This is a genomic window from Moraxella sp. DOX410 (assembly GCF_032248735.1).
GTDB classification, from domain to species: domain Bacteria; phylum Pseudomonadota; class Gammaproteobacteria; order Pseudomonadales; family Moraxellaceae; genus Faucicola; species Faucicola tetraodonis.
Genome location: NZ_CP135138.1, coordinates 88,929 through 114,891 on the forward strand (window position 1 = coordinate 88,929; position 25,963 = coordinate 114,891).

A 25,963-nucleotide genomic window follows, 5' to 3' on the forward strand; every position below is an offset into this window, starting at 1 on the left:
TAGCGCCTTTTTTATTAAGATGATTAATTTTATTATTACGTTTGTTATAGCACTTTTTCAATCTGAAAACCCATTTTTTGCATGAGTTCAGCTTTATCAAACGGCGCAAGGCTGGCACGAGTAAATGGCTTGTCTTTAAGATAAGTTCTTGTCACCCGCTGTAAGTCATCAAGGCTGACCGCCAAGATTTTGGCACGCATCGCTTGTTGCCAGTCTTTGCCGCGACCATGCAACTCAGCAAACAGCGCCTTCACCGCTTCACCCGCAGGACTTGCGGGCTTATCCATGCCTGCCATCAATCCTAAAATCGCTTCTTCAATCCAGGCATCGGTTTTTTCGCCTGTAGTTTGCGCGAGTAACCAATCAATACTACGCAAAAAATCATCAAACGTGGCTTGGTCACGCGGGTCACGGTAGCTATAAAACTTGAAAGAGCAAGCATTGCTATCATAGCTCGCCCCGCCGCCATACGCGCCGCCTTGCTCACGAATGGTACGATGCAGATAGTTGTTGCGTAGCACGCTTGAGAGTACCATCAAGGCAGGAGCATCGGGATGGTTGGTCGGCACAGCATCAAAGACAAGCGCATGATGAAATACATTGGTTTGCGCAAGCCACGCGATATCGCTACCGTCAGTGGTAATGGGCGATTCGATTAAGGTAGCGGTAGGCTCGTCAACAGGCGCTTGCCAGCTCTCGCTAATCGCTTGTTGCAGCGTGGGTAATATCTCTGCTTCGGCGATGATAAGTGCTTGTTTTGGCAAGGCTTTGATGTAGCGATGTAAATTGTCTAAGCGCTCTCCCAGCTTTTGCCACGCACTGCTATCTTGCTCCGCTTGCTGCAAAAATTCAGTTAAGCTATTTAATGCAGGCAAACCACCGCGTACATATTCAAGACGGGCGATTTTACTGGTGTTACGGCTCGCTGTTTGCATGGCATACGCATGACCTGCATTGGCAAGACGCGATTGCCAGCCCATTTGTTTTTGGGTCAGTAGCTCTTCCATCCGCGCATATTCAGTAAAAATAGTGTCGTTGAGTACTTCTTTAAGCAACTCAATCGCTTCAAATTTACGTGACAATGAGCGGGTAGCGACCACCAAAAAGCTATCCATTTTTTCGGGATTATCAGGTGACGTGCGCTGGCTGATTCTGACAGTCACACCGCTTGAATGACGTGCTTGCCGCGCTTGAAATGCCAAAGCATCGTGTTTGCGCGTGCCCACTTCGCTGATCAAACTCAGATACGTTGGTAAATCTGGGTGATTGATGAGCGCTTCATGTCCCTCTAGGGGCATAATCACTTGATAATAGTACAGACCGTTGGTGCCTGCTTCATATTCATACAACGTACTTGGCACACCGCTTAAAATGATATCGCGCTTTTTACCTGTTTTAAATTGAATTTGGGCAGGAATATCCGCCAATCCCACTTTGGGTAGCAAATCCACATCATCAGGCGTAGCTTGGCGTTCGGCAAGGGCTTTGGCTTGGCTGATGAGCGCATTACGGGTGTCATCGGTCAGTGCCGCTTCAATGGTGTCAAGTTTGGCTTGCTCATCCTTGGCTTGTTGCTCAGATTTGCTCGCATCAGGGATGAGTGTCAAGCGCACGCGATGCGGATTGTCGAGCAAAAATTTGCGAATCAAATCGGCGATAAAATCAGGATTTTGTACTTGCTCACGTAGCCAGTTTAGGTTTTCATCGATATCCCACACATGCATGGGGTCGCCGTCGTGGATAGCAGTACTAAAGCCTTCTAGCATCAAATTTAGACCATATGGCATACTATCGCCACCGATATGACGTTGGTCGATTTCGATTTGGTGCAAAATGGTTTCAATCGCTTCACTGTCCACAGGCTGGTCCGCCACTTGTTTGAGTAAGTCCAAAATCCCTTGCTCAATGGCATCGCCATGCTCAGGCTCAGAGCCACGGACACCCGCATAAAACACCATCTGATAATGGCTGTCATCCAAGCCCAGTAGCGGCGTCGGGGCAGATGCCAGCGGATGGCTATCGAGATACGCCCGCAGCGGCGAACCTGCATGTTCAACCAATACGCCTTCAAGTAGTCGCATAGCCAGACGCTGCTTGCCGTCTAAAATCGATGGTAATAACCATGCCATGACGTGATGGGTTTGTTTGGGTTTCACCGTATCGACACTGTAAGTGTCCGTCACGCTGATTGGCGCGGTCAATGATTTTTCGAGTCGTGAGGCGTGTTTTTGCCCTTTAGCAAACGCTTTGCCTGCCACCGCCAATGCATCCTCATGGATACGGGCTTGGGTCTCTGCCATCGGGATATTGCCAAAGCTCATCACCACCGCATTGCTTGGGTGATAGTGACTTTGATGAAACTTGACCAAATCAGCGTGGTTAAGCTCAGTAATGGCAGCAGGCTCACCGCCAGAATTGTAGTGATAAGTGGTTGTGGGGAATAAATGACGCGCCAGCGTATGATACAACTGGTCAATCTCGCCACTCATCGCGCCTTTCATTTCATTAAACACAATGCCTTTATACTGGGGTTTGCCGTCTTCATCAAGCTCCACACGAATCCCTTCTTGGGCAAAATCGAGCGGATTTAAACTTGGGAAAAATGTCGCATCTAGGTACACCGACAACAAATTAAAATAATCTTGACGATTTTGGGTGGCAAACGGATACGCCGTCCAATCTGCCGCGGTAAACGCATTCATAAACGTATTGAGCGAGCGCTTAATCATGCTAAAAAACGGGTCGCGCACGGGATATTTTTCAGAGCCACATAGACTGGTATGCTCCAAAATATGCGCTTCACCGCGGTCGGTCATCGGCTGGGTGCGAAAACCAATCATAAAGGCATTTTCATCACTCGGGTGGGCTAGGTGATAATGAATCAACCCCGTGGCGTTATGTTCACTCACCACTACATCAAGCGATAACGCATCGATGCGCTCATGAGAGCGTAGGGTAAAAGCAGGGTGCAGGGTCAAATCTAAAGTAGTGTCGGGAGAAGTTGCGGGCATGAAGTTACCTGTGTGTCATCATAATATTTGTCAGAATTTATCAGCAAAACCAACTGTAAAAAAACAGAAAGTATAGCAGTTTTGTCGGATTTATTTTGAGTTAAATGGGGTCAAAACCTGCTTTATAAAGGCAAAAAAACACAGATACCACAGATAACACAGCGCCAATCATTTGCCCGTGTCAGCCAATTTTCAGATATTAACTTTAACGGTTTTAATTTACAATGACACCACATTGAATTTAACTTATATATTTTTTCCAAAATCGTTAAAAAGGAACCACAATGGCAAAAATCGTCGCCATCGGCAATGCGTTAGTTGACAGTGAATTTGTCGTCACCGATGCACAGCTTCACGCCACAGGCCTGACCAAAGGCAATATGACCCTAGCCAGTCACAGTGAGCAAGCTGACCTCATCGCCTCGCTCACCACGCAAAACATCACCGCAACCAAACAAGCCGGCGGTGGCTCAGCTGCCAACAGTATCTATGCCGCCGCAAGCCTTGGTAGCGATACTTTTTACGCTTGCCGAGTCGGTGAAGATGAGGCAGGGCGTTTTTATTTGGCTGATTTAAATGCCGCAGGTATCAAGACATCTACCAAGTCATTTGCTGATGGTACTACAGGCAGTTGTATGGTGATGGTGACCCCAGATGGCGAGCGCACCATGCAAACGCATTTGGGCACTTCAGCAGAAATCAGTGAAACCGATATTGAGTTTGATGCGCTCAATGATGCTGATTGGTTGTATCTTGAAGGTTATCTCGCTATGTCACCCTCGGTACAACAGGCGATTGCCCAGCTAAAACAACAAGCTAAAGACAAAGGGGCTAAAATCGCGGTCAGTTTTGCCGACCCTGCCGTGGTCAAATTTGGTCGTGAAGGACTTGATGCGATGCTAGAGGGTGGCGTGGATGCGGTGTTTTGTAACTGTGATGAAGCGCAGCTATTTACCAACCAAAGCAGTCATTCTCAAGCGGCAGCAGCGTTATTGTCAGTTGCCAATATGGCAGTGATGACCAATGGTGCAGCAGGGTCAATCGTTGCCGTGCGAGACGATGTTTCACGTGAAACAAAATTGATTGACGTGGCATCGTTACCCGTTGACCAAGTGCTAGATACCAATGGCGCAGGGGATAATTTTGCGGGCAGTTTTTTATATGCGCTATCGCACGGTCATGCGTTGGCAGATTGTGGCAAATTAGCCAGTAGCGTTGCAAGCCAAATCATTCAGCAGTTCGGACCCCGTCTCAAACCGGCGCAATACCAAGCGATTTTACAATCAACCTTAACATAGCGCACAGCTGATAAGGCGGATTTTGACAACCTATTTTGACAATCTAATAAAAAAGCCCTAGTTTTAGCTAGGGCTTGTACTGATAAAGCTAATCAATTAAGCGGTTTCGTTAAACAGCTCACGACCAATCAGCATACGCCGTACTTCGCTGGTGCCTGCGCCAATCTCATATAGCTTAGCATCACGCCAAATACGCCCCAGTGGGTACTCGTTGGTATAGCCATTGCCGCCAAAGATTTGGATACCTTCTCCTGCCATCCAAGTGGCTTTTTCCGCTGTCCACAAAATCACGCTGGCGCAGTCTTTACGTACTTGGCGCACATGGTCTGAGCCTAGCATATCCAAGTTTTTGCCCACGGTGTAAAGAAAGCTGCGTCCTGCCTGTAAGGTGGTGTACATATCCGCCACTTTACCTTGAATTAACTGAAATTCACCGATGGCTTGACCAAATTGTTTGCGATCGTGGATGTAGGGAATGACATTGTCCATCACTGCTTGCATCAGCCCGATAGGACCTGCAGCGAGTACCGCACGCTCGTAGTCCAAGCCACTCATCAAGACTTTAACGCCGTTGTTAAGACCACCCAGAATGTTGTCGCTTGGCACTTCGACATTGTCAAACACCATCTCACCTGTGTGGCTGCCGCGCATACCGAGCTTGTCGAGTTTTTGCGCGGTGTAAAAGCCTTTCATGCCTTTTTCTACCAAAAACGCGGTGATGCCTTTTGCCCCGAGCTCTGGGTTGGTTTTGGCATACACCACCATCACATCGGCATCAGGTCCATTGGTAATCCACATTTTTGAGCCGTTTAGTACATATACGCCACCTTTGTCTTCGGCACGTAGTTTCATGCTGGTCACGTCTGAGCCTGCACCGGGTTCACTCATGGCTAAGGCACCAATGAATTCACCGCTGATGAGCTTTGGCAAGTATTTTTGTTTTTGGGCTTCTGTACCGTTGCGTTTGATTTGGTTGATACATAAATTGGAGTGCGCGCCATAGCTTAGCGCCACTGAGCCTGATGCGCGGCTGATTTCTTCCATGGCGACCATGTGCGCCACATAGCCCATGTCCACGCCACCGTAAGTTTCGGGTACAGTGATGCCATGCAGTCCAAGCTCACCCATTTTTTGCCACAAGTCCATCGGGAATTGGTCGGTGCGGTCAAGCTCGGCAGCACGTGGGACGATTTCGGCATCGGCAAAGGCTTTGACGGTTTCGCGTAGGGCGTTGATGTCATCGCCAAGTTGGTAATCGAGTCCTAAGTTCATAGTCATTCCTTGTTTATTAACTGACTGTTAAAGATTTACGTTTATTTAAAATCGCTGTTGCCACCTTTGAGCCATTTTGCCTGCCCAAAAACGCGCTAATTTTTTGTCCGACATCAACCAGTTTGTCGAGGTCAATGCCCGTTTCAATACCCATGCCATGTAGCAGATATACCACATCTTCAGTGGCAACATTGCCGGTTGCGCCTTTGGCATACGGACAGCCGCCAAGCCCTGCCACCGAGGTATCAAACTGCCATACACCCATTTGTAATGCCGCTAAGGTATTGCTAAGCGCTTGACCATAGGTGTCATGAAAATGTCCAGAGATATTGTCAATATCAATATAACGCAAGGCAGCATCCAACGCTTTTTGCACCTTGATAGGTGTGCCCACGCCGATGGTGTCTGCAATGCCAATATGTTCAGCGCCAATGGCAACGAGTTTTTCTGTCACATAGGCGACTTTATCGGGGTGAATCTCGCCTTCATACGGGCAGCCTACGGTACAAGAGATGACACCGCGCACCTTGATACCATGCGCTTTGGCGGCGTCAGCCACCGGGGCAAATCGCTCGATACTCTCAGCGATGCTACAGTTGATATTTTTTTGGCTAAAAGCTTCACTCGCTGAGCCAAAAATCACCACTTCATAATTGGCAAATTGGTCACGGTGGGCAAGGGCGGCATCAAAGCCTTTCATATTGGGTGTGAGCACCGAATATACCACGTCATCGCGTTTGACAATGCCGTTTAATACGGCATCATTGTCTGCCATTTGTGGTACCCACTTTGGCGACACAAAACTGGTGGCTTCAAGCTTGCGCACCCCTGCATCAATCAAGCCGTTAATCAACTCAATTTTGACATCGCTGGGTACGGCTTGCTTTTCGTTTTGTAGTCCGTCTCTTGCGCCCACGTCGATGATTTTGACAAAGTTTGGATAGTTCATGATTGGCTGCCCGTATCAAGTTTTAATAGCTCATCGCCATCGGATACCAAATCCCCTGCTTTGAACAGCAGCTCTGCCACCGTACCATCAGTAGGGGCATTGATGGTATGCTCAATTTTCATCGCTTCAATCACTGCCAAGGCTTGACCTTTTTTCACTTCATCGCCCACATTGACCCGAAACGCCACCACTTGACCTGGCATGGGCGATTTTAGGCTGCCGCCATCTTGGGGCTCGATGCCCACATGCGCCATGCTATCCACCAAGGTGATGACATCGCTGGCATGATTTGAGAACACATATACTTGCTCATTGTGTCGCCATGCCTGCATCTGTTGGCGCTTGCCGGCTGTTTCTCCGTCACTTAGCCATAGCGTGAAGGTATCATCGGCAGTGGGCAAATAACGAACATCGCCTTGATAGATGGGCGTGACAACGTCCGCGTCTTGTTTTTCCGCTTTGGCAATGGTGTTAATCGTTAGATGAAATGCCTGTTCCTTGGCTTGCCCCTGAACTTGCGCCTGAATTTGGCTGATAACCGCACGTAGTGGCTTATCGTGATACACCAAATCAAACGGACGCTCATACTGGCTATACGCGCGCCATGCGTCAGTTTTGCTAAAGGGGTCGTGGTTTTGGGTTTGCGCTTCTTGGGCAAGCTCGTTGACAATCGCGGTGGCTACCAGCCAAGGTAGTTCACCGCGCTGCTGTCCAAACAGTACGTCTTTTTCACGTTCAATCAATGCGGTATCAAGATTGGCATATTTGAACGAATCTGATTGCACCACGTGACGCAAAAACGCCACGTTGTTAGGCAGACCGACAATACGGGTTTCTGCCAAGGCTTGGTCTAGTTTGGCAAGCGTCTGCTCACGGGTTGGCGCATGGACGATGAGTTTGGCAATCATCGAGTCGTAGTAAGGACTGATGACATCGCCTTCGCGTACGCCATCATCTATGCGCACATCTGCCACCCTAAACTCGCTGTGAGTTGGCGTGCGGTAAACGTTTAACGCACCTGTGACAGGCAAGAAGTTGTTGTCTGGGTTTTCAGCATTGATACGTGCTTCAATCGCATGACCGTTGATGGTCAAGTCTGCTTGTTGTTTTGGTAACGGCTCGCCGCTGGCAACACGCAGTTGCCACTCGACCAGGTCAGTACCGGTAATTGCTTCGGTGACGGGGTGCTCAACTTGCAGGCGCGTGTTCATTTCCATAAAGTAGAAATTCATGCCGCCAAATTTATCTTCGGGTGAAGGGTCACGTTGCTCTACGATAAATTCAACCGTACCCGCCCCCACATAATTCACCGCTTTTGCCGCCGCTATCGCCGCCGCGCCCATCGCCTCCCGCATTGCCACGCTGACATCGGGGGCAGGGGCTTCTTCGAGCACTTTTTGGTGGCGGCGCTGTACTGAGCAATCACGCTCAAATAAATACACATAGTTGCCGTGGCTGTCGCCAAAGACTTGAATTTCAATATGACGCGGACGCAGGGCGTATTTTTCAATCAATACGCTATCATTGCCAAAGCTGCTAATGGCTTCACGTTGACATGAGCCTAAGGCGTCAATAAAGTCTTCGGTTTTTTCAACTAACCGCATCCCTTTGCCGCCGCCACCAGAGCTGGCTTTGATTAGCACAGGGTAGCCAATTTTGTCGGCCTCGCTATGCAAAAACTCAGGGTCTTGGTTGGTGCCATGATACCCTGGAATGAGTGGTACATTGGCAGCTTCCATCAAGCGTTTGGACTCGGCTTTAAGCCCCATGGCGGTGATGGCAGACGCAGGGGGACCGATAAACACCAAACCCGTATCCACGCACGCTTGGGAAAATTCGTCGTTTTCACTCAAAAATCCATAGCCTGGGTGAATCGCTTGTGCGCCTGTTTGTTTGGCCGCCTCCAAGATACGCTCCCAACGCAGGTAGCTGTCTTTGGGCGCAGAACCGCCTATATAAACGGCTTCATCACACACGGCTACGTGCTTGGCAAAGCGGTCAGCGTCTGAATAGACCGCAACGGTACGCACGCCCAGTTTTTTGGCGGTGGCTGCCACGCGGCAAGCAATCTCACCCCGATTGGCTATTAAGATTTTTGAAAACATAATCGTCCCTTTTTATTTTTTCAAGACCGCATCACCGCGAATCTAACTTGGCATACTTATAAAATTTGGCTTATAAAATCCAGCTTTTTACCTCAGTTATTTTGGCTCAGTCATTCAAGCCAGCTTGGTTTGCGTTTTTGCAAGAATGACTGTACGCCTTCTTTACCCTCGGCAGATGCGCGGATATCGGCAATGCCTGCAACGGTATCTTTGATTAACTGCTCATTAATCTCGGTAAATGCCACATCCTGCACCAGTTTTTTACACACCTTGACAGCATTTGGGCTGGCGTTGACCAAGTGTTTGACCAAGTTATCAAGGCTTTGTGTAAACTCTTCTTCATCCACCCGCTCATGGATAAAACCGATTTTTTTGGCTTCTTTGGCATCAAATACTTCAGCAGTTAAGAAGTACCGATGCGCGGCTCGTGCACCCATCGCACGAATCACATACGGGCTAATGGTCGCAGGAATCAAGCCAAGTTTGACTTCGCTTAAGCAAAAATTGGCGTTTTTTACGCTAATGGCGATATCACAAGCCGCGACTAGACCCATACCGCCTGCATATACATCGCCTTGAATGGCAGCGACGGTGGGTTTTGGACAGTGGTAGATGGTGGCTAGCATTTGCGCAAGCTTGCCAGCGTCTGCCAAGTTTTCATCGTGGCTATAATCCGCCATCGCGCGCATCCAGTTTAGGTCTGCACCGGCACAGAAGGCTTTGCCATTGGCAGTCAATACCACCGCACGTACTTCGTCTTGCTCAGCGCAAAATTGAAACACATCGGTCAGTTCTTGGATGACATCGTCATTAAAGGCATTGCGTTTGTCGGGGTGATTGAGGGTAATGGTCGCCACGTGCTGGTCAATGTCTAACAGTAAACTATCATAAGTCGGTAATTTCATCGTGTTTTTCCTTTTTTTTATTGGGTAATGTGGGAGTATTTTTGATGCTTGCTCGATGGTGATAGAACAAACAACCAAGACTTCCGATTTTACACGCTGAAAATTACATTCTAAATACACCAAAGGTGGTGTCTTCAATCGGTGCGTTGTAAGCGGCACTTAAACCGAGTGCCAATACTTGTCGGGTATCAGCTGGGTCAATCACGCCATCATCCCACAGTCTAGCCGAGGCATAATACGGATGACCTTGCTCATCAAATTGCTGACGCACTGGCGCTTTGAACGCTTCTTCGTCCTCGCTTGACCAGTGCTCACCTTTGGCATGGTACTGGCTGCGTTTGACCGTTGCTAATACCGACGCCGCTTGCTCGCCACCCATCACCGAGATACGCGCATTTGGCCACATCCACAAGAAACGTGGACTGTACGCACGACCACACATACCGTAGTTACCCGCACCGAATGAGCCGCCGACAATCACGGTAAACTTCGGCACTTTGGCGTTGGCAACCGCCATCACCATTTTGGCACCATGACGGGCAATCCCTTCATTTTCGTATTTGCGCCCCACCATAAAGCCTGTGATATTTTGCAGAAACACCAGCGGAATTTTACGTTTGCAACATAGCTCGATAAAATGGGTAGCTTTTTGCGCTGATTCGCTAAATAAAATACCGTTGTTCGCGATAATACCCACTGGCATACCTTCAATATGGGCAAAACCACACACCAGCGTCGTGCCAAAACGGGCTTTAAACTCATCAAACTCACTGCCATCGACGATACGTGCGATGATTTCGCGGATATCAAAGGGCTTACGGGTGTCAGTTGGGATGATACCGTACAATTCTTTGGCATCGTATTTGGGTGGACGCGGGGTTTTTTGCGCAGTAGCGTGGTGGATGGGTGTTTTTTGTTGGTTTAAATTGCCGATGATGTTGCGCGCCAGTGATAACGCGTGTAAATCGTTTTGGGCAAGGTGGTCAACCACCCCTGACAGACGGGTATGCACATCGCCACCGCCTAAGTCTTCGGCGGTCACTTCTTCACCTGTGGCAGCTTTGACCAGTGGTGGTCCCCCCAAAAAAATCGTCCCTTGATCTTTGACGATAATCGACTCGTCACTCATGGCGGGCACATAGGCACCACCTGCAGTACAGCTGCCCATGACGACGGCGATTTGGGGAATGCCTTCGGCGCTCATATTGGCTTGATTAAAAAAGATACGACCAAAGTGGTCTTTATCTGGGAATACTTCATCTTGGTTGGGCAAGTTCGCGCCGCCAGAGTCCACCAAATAGATACATGGCAAGCGGTTTTCTCGCGCGATTTCTTGCGCCCGTAAATGTTTTTTGACCGTCATCGGGTAGTAAGTGCCGCCTTTGACGGTGGCATCGTTACACACAATCATACAGTCAATACCAGCGACACGACCAATGCCAGCAATCACGCCTGCGGCAGGGATATCGGCATCATACATGCCATACGCTGCCATCGGTGAGACTTCCAAAAATGGCGTACCGGCATCTAGCAAGCGCTCGACACGTTCACGGGGCAATAACTTACCCCGAGCCACATGTTTGGCGCGGGCAGACGCTGAACCGCCCTGAGCAATGACCGCAAGTTTGGCTTTGAGGTCATCAACGATAGTTTGCATGGCAGCGGCATTGGCTTGAAACTCCGCACCATTTGGGCTTAATTTACTTTGGATAACCGTCATTGTAAATCCTAATTCTGTCAAAGGGTGCAGCTAAATTGCTATCAGATGCCCTCTGTATTTATGTTAAGTTTTTGATGAAGTTGAAAATTTAGAGTCCTAATTCTTGTGTCATCGCTTCCACGATTTTGAATTTTTGAATTTTACCCGTGACGGTCATTGGGAACTCGTCGACAAACTTCATGTAAGTCGGTACTTTATAGTGTGCGATGTGATCTTTACAAAAATCACGGATGTCTTGTTCGGTTAAGTTGCTGTCTTTTTTGGGGATAATCCAAGCGGCAAGGACTTCACCAAATTTCTTGTCGGGTACGCCCACGATTTGGACGTCACGGATTTTTGGGTGGCGATATAGGTAGTTTTCAATTTCAACAGGGTAAATGTTTTCACCACCGCGAATCACCATATCTTTACTACGTCCGACGATTTTGACATAACCTTCTTCGTCCATGGTTGCCAAGTCACCGGTATACATCCAGCCATCGACAATGGCTTCCGCCGTTTTATTGGTGTCATTCCAATAGCCGAGCATGATTGAGTAACCTTTGGTACACAGCTCACCTGTCTCACCGATGCCAAGCGTTTCGCCCGTTTCTGGGTTGACGATTTTGACTTCTAGGTTTGGCTGTACCAGACCTACGGTTGAGACTTGTTTTTCAAGTGGCGTGTGCTGGTTGGTTTGACAAGATACGGGCGATGTTTCGGTCATGCCATAGGCAATGGTGACTTCTTTCATGTGCATTTGGTCAATCACGCGGCGCATGACCTCAATCGGACAGCTTGAGCCTGCCATGATGCCGGTACGTAAAGTCGATAAGTCATAATTGGCAAAATCTGGGTGGTCAAGCTCGGCGATAAACATGGTCGGTACCCCATGCAGACCTGTACATTTTTCGTTTTGCACGGTTTCAAGTACGGTGATGGGGTCAAAGCCATCGTTGGGATACACAATCGTGCCACCGTGGGTCAAGATGGCAAGGTTGCCCAGTACCATGCCAAAACAGTGGTAAAGCGGGACAGGGATACACAGACGGTCATCGGCAGTGAAGCTCATGGCTTCACCGATGAAATAACCGTTGTTCAAAATATTGCGGTGGGTAAGCGTCGCGCCTTTAGGCGTGCCTGTGGTACCACTGGTAAATTGGATATTGATGGGGTTATTGGGGTTGAGCTTTTTGGCACGTTCCGCCACTGCCGGATCATCGGCATCGCCTTCGGCAATCCATGCTGAGAATTTTTGCATATAGCTAAAATCCTCAGTGGACTCTGGGCTATCAATCCAGATGACCCGTTTGAGATTGGGTAATTGCACGAGCTCTAAATTTTGGTAGCTTTGGTGACGCGCTTCAGGTGCAAGCTCTTGCAGCATCACCGCGTAGTCGCTAGATCTGAAGTGGCGCATCAATACCAGCACTTGGCAGTCGACTTTGTTGATGGCGTATTCAAGCTCAAAGATACGATACGCAGGGTTGATGTTGACCAATATGATACCGGCTTTGGCTGTCGCCAATTGCATGATGACCCATTCAACGTTGTTGTGTGACCAAATACCCACGCGATCGCCTTTTTGTAGACCCATACGAATCATGCTGCTGGCTAGCTGATTGACTTTACGCTGTAGCTCGCGGTAGGTGAGACGAATGTTTTGGTGAGCAGAAATTAAGGCGTCTTTATCGGGGTTTTGTTCCACCATCTGATCAAAAAAATCACCAATGGTCAATTCTATCAGTGGTGTGACCGGTCCTTTATCATAGCTTTGGGTGAGTGGGGCGTTGGCAGATTTCGCACCCATTACGATGCGTGGCAGGGTTAGCACGTCTTTGGTCATGGTAGCATCCTTACTATCGTGTTTTTTAGCGTGTTTTTCTATCGTTTTTTGGGGGGTTTACTAAAGGTATTGACGAAAGCTAGTGAAAACTTCGTGTTTACCTGAGTAAAAATTTTTACCCACTGATTAATACCCAAGTATTCCTTGACTTAAAGTATTGTTCTCACACGCATTTTAATTCATTTTTTTAAAATTTTTACCGTGTTTAACCATCAATATGTGACATATTAATCAATAAATTATGGACTTGTCAATCTAAAACGAGACAATCTTTATCGAAATAAAAATTATCTTTAAGCTAAAAAAATATTCGATACATATTCAATAGGTATTCAATGACACTTACTACCCCTAAGCCAGCCACTGATTTGGTTGACCATAAAAAAACCCATCTCACTATGAAAGATGGGTTCTACACTCAACAGGGTAAAATGGGATAAATTATTTTTCGCTATAGAGTTTGATGCCGGTAGCAAAGGGGCATTGTTTCAACCGAGCGGCTTGTAGCATCGCATCACGTTGTCCCATAGCAATCGATAGATTATGACGGTTGCCGCCATTGATTGAGCCTAAGCCGACACTCACGGTAGGATAAATACCATGGCGATTGCCCGATACGCCAATCCCGATACCTGAAGCTTGCAAACCGGTGCGCTGATTGGCATTGGCATCAATGTATTGATTGACGCGCGTGTATTCATTAGCAAGCGCAACACAGTCATAGCTTTGGTAATTGTTGGCGGATACGTATTCAGGGGTAGGCGTGGTCATACACCCTGTCAAACCTGCCGTGGCGGCCGTCGCTAAAAGTATTGAGATAGCTAATTTTTTCATTATCCTACTCCCTTATGTTCACTGCTTTAGCCTTAAAATAGGTTGAGCGGTTTAACAAACGCTAGCGTCAAAATACCCATATAGGCAATAAAAGCAATCAACATACCTATTTTGGCTTGATTGGGCGTAGTCGTCTGGCGTGTGGCTTTGACAGTCGCCGAAATGGCAACAATGAGTAATACCATCTTGGCAATCAACCAATGCGGCACTATACCTGCGCCAAATAATGGCATCGCCGTCACCGCGCCTGTTAAAATCACCAAGGCATACATCACGTGGGCGCCGATTTTGGCAGATTTTGGCAAGCCTTGCCCTTTTGGTGCGGTAAATACCAACACGGCTTGCCACAAGAATAAGGCAATTAAAATCAATGCCATCAGCATATGTGCGTGTTTCATACATCAACCTTTTTTATCATAATATAGCGTAAATGAACTCAATGGGTCTGTGGTTTTAGCTTATGTTGACACTCTTTTTTATCATATCACCCTGCGTTTTGTCCCGCGCAATTGGGACTTTCAGGAGATTGCCCAACCGCTTGCCATTCTGCTTGGGTATAAGCATGAATTGAAAACGCGTGAATTTGCCCACCGCCTTGTGACAGTAACGTATGGATGAGTCCATACACCAACTGATGACGCTGTACCAAGCGTTTGCCGGTAAATGCCTCACTGACAATGGTCAGTTTAAAATGGGTTTCTTTGCCCTCAAAATAGCCAGCATGGCGCATTGACTCGTTTTCTAGCTGATAGACACTGGGCTGTAACGTTTGCAAACGCGCTGTCACGGCATCGGCAATCGGGGTAGCAAGTTGACTCATGTCGTCCTCGGTTCACTGATTTTATTCATCAAAAATGGGTAGCCAATGACAAATCCAACTGGTCACCACTTACCGCATTTTAGCTATTTTAGCATAGTTTTAAGGTAGCCTAATCTATCAAATGGGTTTGAGGGGCAAAAATAATCTTGTGTCAATACCGCTCAATTTTTCTCTATGTTTGATGGCTCAGTAGCTTCTATGATTCACTTCGACCAATATAGCAAGGATAAAATCCCTGCGGCAATTAACGGACCGACCGCCACCCCGCGAAACAATACCACCCCTGCTACTGTGCCAATCATCAACCCCGTGACCACATTGGGGTCAACTTTCATTAAATTCACCCCTCTTGCACCCAGCCAAGTCACCAGCAATCCCACGGCAATAGCCAATAATGAGCGCCAACTGGCAAAAGAGGTCATCAAGGCTTTGCTACTGACTTGTTCGGAAGCGATGGGCGCAATGACGGCAATGGTGAGCAGCAAAATACCCAAGTTGAGTCCATATTGCTGAATATAAGAAAAGATAGGTTGGTTATGGGGTAAAAATTTGATGATAATCAGCGCAGTCGCACTGACCCAAATCGTGGGATTGTGCACAAAAATACCGCAGCCCAAAATGACGAACAAGACTAGCAAATTAATATCAAGCTGATTCATGAATTTACCCTATAGCGGTGACCAAACGCTTATTATGCCACTGACGATGCCGCTGTGCTGTTGAGATAGTTAAAAAACTTCAATCAATCGGTTTTTTGACAACTTGTTAGGCTGGCTAGCCTGTTGGGTAAAGTGAAGGGCTATGGATTATTAGAGATCAGCAGATTTTTAATCTACCCCTTATTTTGAATACTAAATTTGCTCACTAAAAAAGCCAATATCAGCTAGATATTGGCTTATGACATACGAAGTTAGAATTAACGGTAACGGCTTTGTTGGTACAACGGCATCACACGTGGTAATAATGATTGAATGGTGGCAATACGTGTTGAGCTCACCGGGTGGGTGCTTAAAAATTGAGGTGGCTCGCCGCGACCGCCCGCACTCTGCATTTTACGCCATAGGCTAACTGCTGCATTAGGGTCGTAACCTGCCCGTGCCATCAACTCTAGCCCCATCAAATCGGCTTCCGTTTCTTGGGTACGGCTATTGGGACGAGAAATACCCAAATCCCCAGCTAAGCCTGCTAACTGTGCCTGACCTTGAGATAAGCCTAAGACGCTCGCGGCAATACCAATCCCTGTTTGGGTTGCCACGTCACGCGATAGACGCTCACGGGTATGCTCACGTAATGCATGCGCCATCTCATGACCCATAATCGCAGCAATCTCAGCATCGGTTAGACTCAAGCGATCGATAATACCGGAGTAGAAGACAATTTTACCACCTGGTAATACGTGCGCATTGAGCTCATTACTCTTAATGACATGCACTTCCCACGGCCATTGTCTTGCATCGCTGCGATAGGCACCTGTCTGTGCAATCAAACGCTGAGAAATTTTCTGTAAACGCGCCAACTGGGCAGGATTGGTATCAAGCAGACCTTTGGCACGGGCAGCGGCAATTTCTTGTTGAAAAGCTTGCTTGGAAAGTTGTTGCACTTGTTGGTCGGATACTACCAACAACTGATTACGTTCAACGCCAATCGCCCCCGTATCAGTGGTGGTTGAGCAACCTGTGGCACCTACCGCAATGACCGATGCCGCCAAACTTGACATTATAAGTTTTTTTGAAATTTTCATCTTATTGTTATCTCCAAATACAGCAAAAAGGACCAAGAAAGTAGGAAAATTAAACGCATTATAGCGAAGTCGCTAAAAAACAATCTGCTGAGATTTGCAGTAATTGCGTAACGATAGACACATGGTGTGTTTCAGAGTGTGATAAAACAAGCTAATAACTATGGGTAGAAAGAAAAAAGGTCATACGAGAATAGGCAGCTAAAAAAGCTACTTTGCAATAAAAAATAGTTAAAATTAAAAAAAACGTATTTTTTTGAATTTTTTTTGCAAAAATGCTTGACGCAGTGTCAAAAATCCTTATAATACGCATCCACAACGACGCAACAAACATTCAAAATTGCTAGTTGACCACCTAATGCGGGAATAGCTCAGTTGGTAGAGCACGACCTTGCCAAGGTCGGGGTCGCGAGTTCGAATCTCGTTTCCCGCTCCAAATTCAAAAAAGCCACTTTAATATAAAGTGGCTTTTTTATTGCATAAAAATCAATAACTTACCAATCATACTTTAAGATTTTTTAATTAATTTTAATGACCACTTTTCCTCAATTTGTCACACTAAAAAATCTGTGTGACAAAATTGTGCCAAATTTGTGCCAAGCCTAAAATTTAACTTTGAAATTTGTGTCCCCGACTGTGAAATTATTGTTAAGTACTACTTTAAAGGGCGCTAACCTGTTTTGTGATGTTTGAACTAACAAGTCATTTTCTTAAAAGCCCTCCTTAATGAGTAAAACATTAGACAGCGTTTCATTAGTTTGCTAGCCTAAAATCAAGCTATCAATTCCGAATACTTCTATGACAATAAACAACCTTCTTGCCGAACTCAACCCCGCCCAGCACAAAGCTGCGACCACTGATGCCCAAAATACTTTGGTATTGGCAGGAGCAGGTAGTGGTAAGACCAAGACCATTGTGGCTCGCGCTGCCTATTTGATTGATAAAGGTGTGCCTGCCAATGAAATCCAAATCGTCACCTTTACCCGCCGTGCTGCTAGCGAGATCGTCACCCGTGTGGAGAGCCATTTAGGATTGCAAGCCGAAGGACTGCGAGCATCGACCTTTCATACCTTTTGTTTAAGTATCTTACGTCGCTATTCAAAAGTGTTTGGATTACAAGGCTTTAACGTCATCGACCGTGATGACCAAATCATGATGTTCAAGCTACTTCGTGGCAAACTTGAAGACAAACGTAATAGCCAAATCACGTCAACGGGTAAAACCATTACCTTTCAAAACAGGCGTCAGCAACCTGTGGGTGAAAAGCTACCGAAAGCAAAAGAACTCGCTGATTTGTATTCCTATGCCCGCAATACCCAAACCAAATTTGAAGATGCGCTATATAAGCAGTTACCCGACTATCAGCTAGTGATGGATGAGATAAAACTTATCATGGCAGGCTATCAAAAACAAAAGCAAGAACGTCACTATCTTGATTATGACGATATCCTAGAATATGTCGCTAAATACTTAAATGCTGATGAATGGTTATTAGAAAAAGTAACCCAAACGACCAAATATCTACTGGTTGATGAAATGCAAGATACCAACCCGTTGCAGTGGTTACTATTGCAACCTTTTATCGGACGCAGTCAATTATTTTGTGTCGGTGATGACGCCCAATCCATTTATGGTTTTCGCGGTGCTGACTTTCAAAATATCCATAGCTTTAAACAACGCGTACCGGATGCTGAAGTGTTAACCCTAGATTTAAATTATCGATCAACTCAAGAGATTCTGGATCTGTCCAATTGGTTAATGGATAGAAGTGAATTAGATTATAAAAAACGTTTAACCGCTCACCGTGGACAAGGTATTAAGCCTGTACTCCATAGCTTTGGCAATGAGTTTGATGAAGCACGATGGGTGATAAAAGATTTACAGCACCGTTATAACAAAGGCACACCGTGGCATCATCATATGATTCTACTGCGTTCAGCCTTTTCAGGTAGACAGCTAGAAAGTGCGCTGATTGAAGCGGATATTCCTTATATCTTTATCGGTGGTACTAAGTTACTGGAAGCGGCGCATGTTAAAGATTTAATTAGTATGCTACGAGTCAGCGTGAATTATTTGGATGAACTGGCTTGGATACGCTTTTTAACCCTATGGGATGGCATCGGCGATGCCGGTGCGGGGAAGCTCGTTAATGAGTTTTTAACCCAGCCTGATTTAACCGCTTGTATCTACATTCTAGATAAAAAAAGCAAAGTACCCAAACCTGCCATTGACGCGTTAAAGCAACTAAGCGAATTACAACACTTACCTGAGCAAAGTATTGATATTGCCTTTGCGGCGTTACATGACCAACTGCAAAAGTCGGGGTTTATCACTATGTGGCTAAATACTAACGGTTTAATTGTTGACCCAATTGCATCGCCATCGCGATATTATAGGCAGTTTTTTCAACATTCTGTTTTGCTAAAGCAAGTGCCTCATCAAGCGAGCTTAAAGTTTGAATACTGGGAATCGCTATTGTAAAACCATCGTCTTTCCAATGGCTGTGGGGGTCATCGACTACGCCACAAATGGCGATAACGGGCACATTAACTGCTTTGGCAATTGATAGCACGCCTGATGCCACTTTGCCCATGGACGTTTGAAAATCCATCTTCCCTTCACCGGTGATGACCAAATCTGCTTGCTGAACCATTTGCTCAAGATTACTAAATTCACTTACCAACTGAAACCCGCCTGTCAGTGTTGCCGATAAAAACGTCATTAACGCAAAACCCAAACCGCCTGCGGCACCCGCGCCTGCTTCATTACGATTATCGGGGAAATTTTGACGGCTGGCAATATTGGCAAAATGGCTAAGGGCATTATCTAAAATAACGATATCGTCTAGCGTCGCCCCTTTTTGCGGGGCATACACATGGCTAGCACCGAGTTTGCCACATAATGGATTGGTCACATCACAGGCGACGGTAATACTAATATCGGTGATTTTATCGCTAACCCCACTGCTATCAATAAACGCCAATGCCGCTAATGCTTTACCACCTTGCGCAAGCTCATGATGCTGTGAATCCAAGAAACGATAGCCCAAGGCCTTTAGCATACCTGTACCTGCATCATTGGTGGCACTGCCACCGATACCTAGGATAATATGTTTTGCGCCTTTATCAATCGCATCAAGTAGCATTTCACCCACGCCATAAGTGGTAGCGATACTTGGGTCTCGCTCTGACTGTGTCAGTAGGTGCAAGCCAGCACAGCTTGCCATCTCAATAATGGCGGTTTGATTGGGCAGTAGCACATAGCTTGCCTCAATCGGGCGCATCAAAGGGTCATGTGCAATGATACTTTGCCATTGGCCAGACAGCGTTTCTTTAAGCGCGGCAGCCGTGCCTTCACCACCATCTGCCATCGGTATTTTAATGATGTCAGCTTCTTTAAAAACAGTGGCAAATCCTGTTTCAATGGCATCACATACTTCACTGGCAGTGAGACTTTCTTTAAATGAATCTGGGGCAATAACAATTTTCACGGTGCTTTTCCTAAAGTTATTTTATGACAGCGTATGACTTAAAGCAGAATAATCGATAATAACCAAATAAACACCATACTAACGACACCTTGGATACCTGTAGCGACAGTATGTGCTTTATAGGCTTGTGGCACACTCACACGACTAAACTGACTGACAACCCAAAAATAGCTATCGTTGGCATGGGATACGGTCATCGCGCCTGCCCCAATTGCCATGACACAAAGCACTCGGCCCATATCGCTGTCCATCCCAATTTGCCCTAACATCGGTGCGACTAAGGCAGAGGTGGTTACCAATGCCACCGTGGTTGATCCTTGAGCAGTTTTGAGTGCCGCCGAAACGATAAAAGGCATTAAAATGCCTAGACCCAAACTACTCAGCGTTTCACCCAAATAAGTACCTACCGATGTGGCTTTTAACATGGCACCAAATGCGCCCCCAGCCCCGGTAATCAATAGAATTGGCGCCGCTACCGTTAAGCCCTCAGCGATGCTATCGCTAATTAGTTGACTTTTATTATTCCCTTTAATAAGTAAAAACGATAAAAACAGACCGATAAGTAAAGCGGAAAGTGGATGACCAACAAAGCCTAATAGTTGAGCCAATAATCCACTGCCCAATGGTTTAGAAGGAAATGCTACGATAGACGCTAGGCATATTAATATAATGGGCACAATAATCGGTAAAAATGCCATCGTGGCTGATGGCAGCTCACCATATTGCTCACGCGCTTGCATCACTGCGGCTTTGTCAGTTGACATGAATGGATTGTCTGCCTCAGGAATGGCCGTTAAAAAACGCTGGGACCATAACCACCCTGCGGTTACCGCCACTACCGAAACCAATAGACCCATACCGATGACTAAGCCAAGATTGGTTTCCAGACCAAGATTACCTGCGGCAGAAATAGGGCCGGGGGTTGGAGGTACAAAAGTATGCGTAGAATAAAGACCCGTTGCCAACGCAACACTCATAGCGACGTTAGAAACTTTTAAACGGTTCGCCAATGATTCTTTTAGTGAATTTAAAATCACAAATCCCGAGTCGCAAAATACAGGAATCGATACCACAGCACCGACAATTGACATAGTTAACGTTGGGAACCGTTCGCCAAGTAGCTTAATTACGGTTTCTGCCATCACGATTGCCGCACCCGTCTTTTCTAAAATAAGTCCAATAATTGTGCCAAATACGATGACCAAGCCAATATAACCTAAAATATTCCCAAAGCCCTCGGCAATGGTCTTAGGCACAGTGGCAATAGGAACTTGATAAAACAGTGCGACTAAAAATGCTGAAAGAATCAACACCAAAAACGGGTGCCATTTTAATTTTGCGGTGGCAACAATGATAAAGATAATAACAATAGCAAGCCAAAGTACAATCATCGGAACATCCTTTTTCCCGTAGTTTCATGAGTTAACTGAGTTTGTCCATCACATCAGCTAACTGTAGCAAATATGTACGAAACAATACCAGAACTTTTGACTGACATACCGTATTATTTCTAGAGGCAATGTTGGCGTATTGCGATAATTAATTTAATAGTAAAAAGGACTTTGACACGATGAACCAGCAAATAAAAAATCAGGATGACCTAGAGCAATATGAGCAAAATTTTCCTTTAAACCTGCCTAGCAGCACCTATCAGATGCTATGTGAGAGCGAAGCTCAGTTTGGCGATGAAAAAGCCCTTACCTTTGTGTTAAATGCTACGCAGTATCAACACAGCACAAGCTATAGCTATCGGGAGCTATTGGCATATATACGTCAAACCGCCAATATGCTTTATTCGTTGGGCGCGGATAAAGATACGGTCATTGCGATATTGTTGCCAAATTTACCCGAAACCCATTTTTGTATCTGGGGCGGTGAGGCAACGGGTATTATTTTTCCGATTAACCCATTGCTTGAACCTTCTGTGATTGCCGGCTTATTAAATGAAGTCAAAGCCACGCTACTCATCACGCTTGCGCCAATACTAAGCCAACATAACAAGCCGCAGCTTTGGGACAAGGCCATCGCGGTCGCCAAGCTTACCCCAAGTTTGCAGCATATCATTGGGGTGACGATGGCTCATCATTTCGCCCATCAACTTAATATAACCTTGCCAGATGCAAGTAAAGAATTTGTACAGCAGTTACCAGAGACGGTCACCTATCATGACTTTTATGCTGGGATTGCCAACCAGCCCAAAGATAGATTAATTAACCCCCGTACCATTGGGCCTGAGGATTTGTCTTCATTCTTCGGAACCGGTGGTACAACTGGCATGCCCAAAATCGCCATGCGTAATCATAAAAATGAAGTCGCCAATGTCTTGCAGGCACGGGCATTGTTTGGTGATGACATGCTAAATCAGGGCAATGTCGCGCTGTGCGGACTACCCCTATTTCACGTCAATGCCGTCATGGTTACAGGATTATTACCGTTATCGATGGGTGGTGAAATTTTGCTGGTTTCGCCAGAGGGCTATCGCGGCGATGGGGTGATGGCAAATTTTTGGGCGATTATTGGGCATTATCGCGTGAGTTTTTTTAGTGGTGTGCCCACGCTTTTTGCTGGATTATTAAATCTACCAGTTGGCGACCATGATATTGCGAGTCTAAAACACTGTTTGTGTGGGGCAGCCCCGATGCCGATAGAAGTATTTAAGCAATTTGAAGAACAAACAGGGGTGCAAATCATTGAAGCGTATGGTATGACGGAAGGTAATTGTGGTAGTTCAGCCAACCCAAGATTTGGGGAGAAGAAAATTGGTTCAATAGGGCTACGTTTCCCGTATCAGCCTATGCAAGTGATGATGCTTGATGATAATGGCAAGTTTGTGCGAGTTGCCAACACAGGCGAGGTGGGTAATATTTGTATTCGCGGCGATAATGTGTTTGTCGGCTATTATTTGGCGCAGCAAAATCAGGGGATTTGGGTCACTGACTCTGACAATCAAACTTGGTTTAATTCCGGCGATTTGGGCTATCAAGATGCAGACGGCTACTTTTTCTTGACGGGGAGAAAAAAGGAATTAATCATTCGAGGTGGACATAACATTGACCCAAAAATGATAGAAGAAGTCGTTTATCAATACGAAGGCGTAGCCGGCTGTGCTGCCATTGGTAAGCCTGATAGCTATACAGGCGAGTTACCTGTTTTATTCGTTGCCCCTAAGCCGGGTGTTAGCTTAGATACTGATAAACTCATGCAATTTTGCCAACAAAACATTGGCGAAAAAGCGGCGATTCCTAAAGCCATCTACGTGATTGATGCATTACCCTTAACCGCCGTGGGTAAAGTATTTAAACCTGCACTAAAACGTCAAGCGACGGTAATGGCTGTCAGTGAATTACTACTACAACATCATATTAATGCTACCGTCAGCAGCAAAGACGACCCTACTTATGGGTTTATTGTGCTAGTCAACCTAGAGGGCGATGCATTACATCAACCAAAAGCCAAAACAGTGTTAGACCAGTTAGCTATTCATTGGCAGTGGGATGAATAGGTTTTTAAATAATAAAAGCAACCACCTGATATGGTACAAGATGAGCGGTAATATGTATGATTCATAGAAAATGTTAAGAAAACGTTAAATTGAAACGATTTCTATGAATCATACCCATCAACACATATCCTAAAAACTTGTCAAACAACCCTAGCCACTCATCTTCACTCAGCTTGATATTGCCTTCATGGTCGGTGCTTACAATAGATTGAGCAAGTTTGGCGGCAGGGTTCCACCAAGGGTTATAATGAATCACCGTGTCGGCGGCGGTCAGGTTTAGTCTCACGCCGCCTGCTTTTAGGCTAATCAAAAATACAGGCACTTGCCCCGATTGGAATGTCTCAATCGCCTCGCTACGTTTTTGGCTGACATATTATACCAAACCCAATAATTACAGTATTGCTCACGACGAGCAGTGAGGAGTATGGCAGGGGCAGGCGGTTATCGTGAACATGATATTTTGGTTTTAACTGAAACAGGCGCTGACAATATCACAGGCTTCGCCTATGGTCCCGCGCATAACATCATCAGTTAGCTTACTTTAGCACGACTTACTACCAACCAAGGGGAAACTAAATGACAACTTTTGCACTTTCACCCACTGCTGTAGCAATGCAACAACCAGCTGCAGAGCCGTATGTTAAAGATCCTGTGTTACTCAAAAAAGCCGCCAAAGCCAGTTTTATTGGTAACTTTGTCGAGTGGTTTGATTACGCATCGTATGGCTATTTTGCCACTGTCATCGCTAGCGTATTTTTTGCTAAAACCGATGCAACCGTCGCATTGATGTCAACTTATGCAATTTTTGCGCTATCCTTTATTGTCCGTCCATTTGGAGGTATTTTTTGGGGACATATTGGCGATAAATACGGTCGGAAAACCATGCTGATCATCGCATCTGTGTTGTTTATCGCGTTGACAGTGCCTTTGTTTCATATCCTAAGCCTGGGTGGGTTTTTAACCATTGTGTTGATTCAACTGGTGTTCTCGCTCTTATTATCCGTCAATGACGGTACACTACCGGCATTTTTAAGTGAGATTTTCCCAGTCGAGGTGCGTTATTCAGGTTTTGCTTTCACCTTTAACTCAGCCAATGCCCTACTCGGTGGCACAACCCCCTTGATGGCAACTTGGTTAATGAGCAAAACAGGCAGTCAAATCGCACCAGCTTGGTTATTGGTGATAGCAAGCGTAATTGCACTGGTAGCAACGGTGATGTATAAAAAATCCGATAGTGTGTCTATGTTAGAAAAAGGTTAGAAAAAGGTTAAAAAGATGTTAGAAAAATAATTGATTAATCACGGTTATCAATAACCCCATGAAGTTAATTTAAGTTTTTTCCCAAAGTGGTTTTAGCCAACCTTGTTTGCTAGAATCACTTTTTTTATCCCCCATTTTTTAGGAATTGCCAGTGACTCGTAAACCCGCTTTCGCTACCAACCAATCCCGTAACACGCTCAATCATGCGACGATGGGTGGCTTGCAAGTCATTGTGGCGGCTATCTGTTGGGGCACGCTGGGTATCTTTACCACCTATCTACATCAACTGGGTTTTGATAGTGTGCAAATTGCCATTTTAAGAGTGGTGACCGCTGCTATGATGCTACTGATGTTATTGCCATCGTTGTGGACGTCTATTAGGCAGTTATCAGTCGGCGAGATATTACAGTTGAGCCTGCAATCGTTGATTGGTGTGTTAGGCATGACTGTTTGCTATTTTATCGCTGTCAATTTTGTGGGCGCGGGCATTGCGGTATCGCTACTATATACGGCGCCGATTTTTAGTTTGGTATTGGCATTTTTTTTATTAAAAGAACCGATAACAAAAAAATCATTTACCTTAGCTTGCATCGCGGTATTGGGCGTGGCACTGACAACGCTGAGTGAAAATTTTACATTGAGTTGGGGGATTGTGTTTGGTTTATTGTCTGGGGTGTGCTATTCACTGTATGGCATTTTAGGAAAAAAAGCCTTACACAAACACTATCCACCAACCTTGGTGTTTTTTAGTTCGGTGGTGATTAGTGCCATGGCTTTATTATTCCTACCGATGACCTATCAAACCTATGCCAAAGCATTCAGCATGCCTGTCATCACTTGGTTGTGGGTGATGGGGCTCAGCCTAGTGGGTACCGTGATTCCGTTTTTCTTGTATATGTCAGCCTTACATAAACTCCCTGCGACCAAAGCCTCGGTATTCACCGTGTTTGAGCCGTTTACCGCGATTGTATTGTCGATCGTATTACTGCACCAATCGCTCAATGGCATGCAGTACTCAGGGATGATATTAATCCTTTTAGCCACCCTCCTAAACTCTATTAAACTGCCCTTGCAGCGGCATCGGCAACTGACAGAAGTCGATACTCAAGTCTAATAACAGCCCAAACCGTGTAAACATCCCTGATTTGGGCTTCAGCATGTTGGTATCAATGTTATATCCATATTGGTATCAAAGCTCACTGCACCAATGTGGCACAGCCCTTGCATTCTATAA

At 46.0% G+C, this 25,963-nt stretch carries 18 protein-coding genes, 1 tRNA gene and 2 pseudogenes; 6 read left to right on the plus strand and 15 right to left on the minus strand.

Translation table 11 applies throughout. The features are described from left to right. Positions 1–44: 44 nt before the first annotated feature. Entirely contained in the window at positions 45–3,011 is a 2,967-nt protein-coding gene (locus RNZ41_RS00410; RefSeq protein WP_314027312.1) for an insulinase family protein, read from the minus strand. Positions 3,012–3,295: 284 nt separating this feature from the next. Between RNZ41_RS00410 and RNZ41_RS00415 the strand changes: the two genes are divergently transcribed. Further along, positions 3,296–4,309, plus strand: a complete 1,014-nt coding sequence (locus RNZ41_RS00415; protein WP_314027313.1) for an adenosine kinase — start codon at positions 3,296–3,298, stop codon at positions 4,307–4,309. Positions 4,310–4,405: 96 nt separating this feature from the next. Here RNZ41_RS00415 and RNZ41_RS00420 read toward each other — a convergent pair whose 3' ends face one another. The 11 genes from RNZ41_RS00420 to RNZ41_RS00470 form a co-directional block, all read right to left on the minus strand. After that, complete coding sequence (locus RNZ41_RS00420) at positions 4,406–5,581, minus strand: isovaleryl-CoA dehydrogenase (protein WP_065253886.1); 1,176 nt, start codon at positions 5,579–5,581, stop codon at positions 4,406–4,408. A gap of 16 nt (positions 5,582–5,597) precedes the next feature. Next, positions 5,598–6,530, minus strand: a complete 933-nt coding sequence (locus RNZ41_RS00425; RefSeq protein ID WP_314027314.1) for a hydroxymethylglutaryl-CoA lyase — start codon at positions 6,528–6,530, stop codon at positions 5,598–5,600. Further along, positions 6,527–8,635 (minus strand): acetyl/propionyl/methylcrotonyl-CoA carboxylase subunit alpha, encoded by a 2,109-nt coding sequence (locus RNZ41_RS00430; protein WP_096489515.1) that lies wholly within the window; start codon positions 8,633–8,635, stop codon positions 6,527–6,529. The genes RNZ41_RS00425 and RNZ41_RS00430 overlap by 4 nt, the downstream gene beginning before the upstream one ends. A 110-nt stretch (positions 8,636–8,745) precedes the next feature. After that, positions 8,746–9,540: an enoyl-CoA hydratase/isomerase family protein gene (locus RNZ41_RS00435; protein WP_314027315.1), complete on the minus strand. Its 795-nt coding sequence runs from the start codon at positions 9,538–9,540 to the stop codon at positions 8,746–8,748. Positions 9,541–9,643: 103 nt separating this feature from the next. Further along, positions 9,644–11,260: a carboxyl transferase domain-containing protein gene (locus RNZ41_RS00440; protein ID WP_159375540.1), complete on the minus strand. Its 1,617-nt coding sequence runs from the start codon at positions 11,258–11,260 to the stop codon at positions 9,644–9,646. Positions 11,261–11,348: 88 nt separating this feature from the next. Beyond that, positions 11,349–13,085 (minus strand): AMP-binding protein, encoded by a 1,737-nt coding sequence (locus RNZ41_RS00445; protein ID WP_065253882.1) that lies wholly within the window; start codon positions 13,083–13,085, stop codon positions 11,349–11,351. Between the two features lie 441 nt (positions 13,086–13,526). Further along, positions 13,527–13,919, minus strand: coding sequence for a hypothetical protein (locus tag RNZ41_RS00450; RefSeq protein ID WP_218833434.1), 393 nt, complete (start codon positions 13,917–13,919; stop codon positions 13,527–13,529). Between the two features lie 32 nt (positions 13,920–13,951). Further along, entirely contained in the window at positions 13,952–14,317 is a 366-nt protein-coding gene (locus RNZ41_RS00455; protein WP_065253881.1) for a SirB2 family protein, read from the minus strand. 86 nt (positions 14,318–14,403) lie between these two features. Further along, positions 14,404–14,739: a BolA family protein gene (locus tag RNZ41_RS00460; protein ID WP_007116216.1), complete on the minus strand. Its 336-nt coding sequence runs from the start codon at positions 14,737–14,739 to the stop codon at positions 14,404–14,406. Positions 14,740–14,942: 203 nt separating this feature from the next. Further along, complete coding sequence (locus tag RNZ41_RS00465; RefSeq protein WP_060996159.1) at positions 14,943–15,398, minus strand: DUF441 domain-containing protein; 456 nt, start codon at positions 15,396–15,398, stop codon at positions 14,943–14,945. A 257-nt stretch (positions 15,399–15,655) separates the two neighbouring features. Continuing rightward, positions 15,656–16,456: a M48 family metallopeptidase gene (locus tag RNZ41_RS00470; protein WP_253852233.1), complete on the minus strand. Its 801-nt coding sequence runs from the start codon at positions 16,454–16,456 to the stop codon at positions 15,656–15,658. Between the two features lie 381 nt (positions 16,457–16,837). Here RNZ41_RS00470 and RNZ41_RS00475 point away from each other — a divergent pair. Further along, positions 16,838–16,913 (plus strand) — tRNA-Gly (locus RNZ41_RS00475). A gap of 362 nt (positions 16,914–17,275) precedes the next feature. After that, positions 17,276–18,799 (plus strand): annotated as a pseudogene (locus RNZ41_RS00480) (ATP-dependent helicase); the annotation flags it as partial. Between the two features lie 25 nt (positions 18,800–18,824). On the opposite strand, the gene RNZ41_RS00485 reads toward RNZ41_RS00480, so the two are convergent. Both RNZ41_RS00485 and RNZ41_RS00490 read right to left on the minus strand, forming a co-directional pair. Continuing rightward, on the minus strand, positions 18,825–19,967 hold the full coding sequence (locus RNZ41_RS00485) for a glycerate kinase (protein ID WP_314027316.1): 1,143 nt from the start codon (positions 19,965–19,967) through the stop codon (positions 18,825–18,827). A gap of 38 nt (positions 19,968–20,005) precedes the next feature. Then, complete coding sequence (locus RNZ41_RS00490) at positions 20,006–21,358, minus strand: GntP family permease (RefSeq protein WP_314027317.1); 1,353 nt, start codon at positions 21,356–21,358, stop codon at positions 20,006–20,008. Positions 21,359–21,537: 179 nt separating this feature from the next. Here RNZ41_RS00490 and RNZ41_RS00495 point away from each other — a divergent pair, with 179 nt between their 5' ends. Next, entirely contained in the window at positions 21,538–23,469 is a 1,932-nt protein-coding gene (locus tag RNZ41_RS00495) for an acyl-CoA synthetase (RefSeq protein WP_314027318.1), read from the plus strand. Between the two features lie 133 nt (positions 23,470–23,602). On the opposite strand, the pseudogene RNZ41_RS00500 reads toward RNZ41_RS00495, so the two are convergent. Further along, positions 23,603–23,836, minus strand: a pseudogene (locus tag RNZ41_RS00500) (helicase-related protein); the annotation flags it as partial. Between the two features lie 245 nt (positions 23,837–24,081). On the opposite strand from RNZ41_RS00500, the gene RNZ41_RS00505 reads away from it, so the two are divergent. Together RNZ41_RS00505 and RNZ41_RS00510 are read left to right on the plus strand one after the other, a co-directional pair. Beyond that, positions 24,082–24,729 carry an MFS transporter gene (locus tag RNZ41_RS00505; RefSeq protein WP_309574254.1) on the plus strand — a complete coding sequence of 216 codons (648 nt, stop codon included), beginning with the start codon at positions 24,082–24,084 and terminating at the stop codon, positions 24,727–24,729. A gap of 151 nt (positions 24,730–24,880) precedes the next feature. Further along, positions 24,881–25,843 carry a DMT family transporter gene (locus RNZ41_RS00510; RefSeq protein WP_314027319.1) on the plus strand — a complete coding sequence of 321 codons (963 nt, stop codon included), beginning with the start codon at positions 24,881–24,883 and terminating at the stop codon, positions 25,841–25,843. The last annotated feature ends 120 nt before the right edge of the window (positions 25,844–25,963 follow it).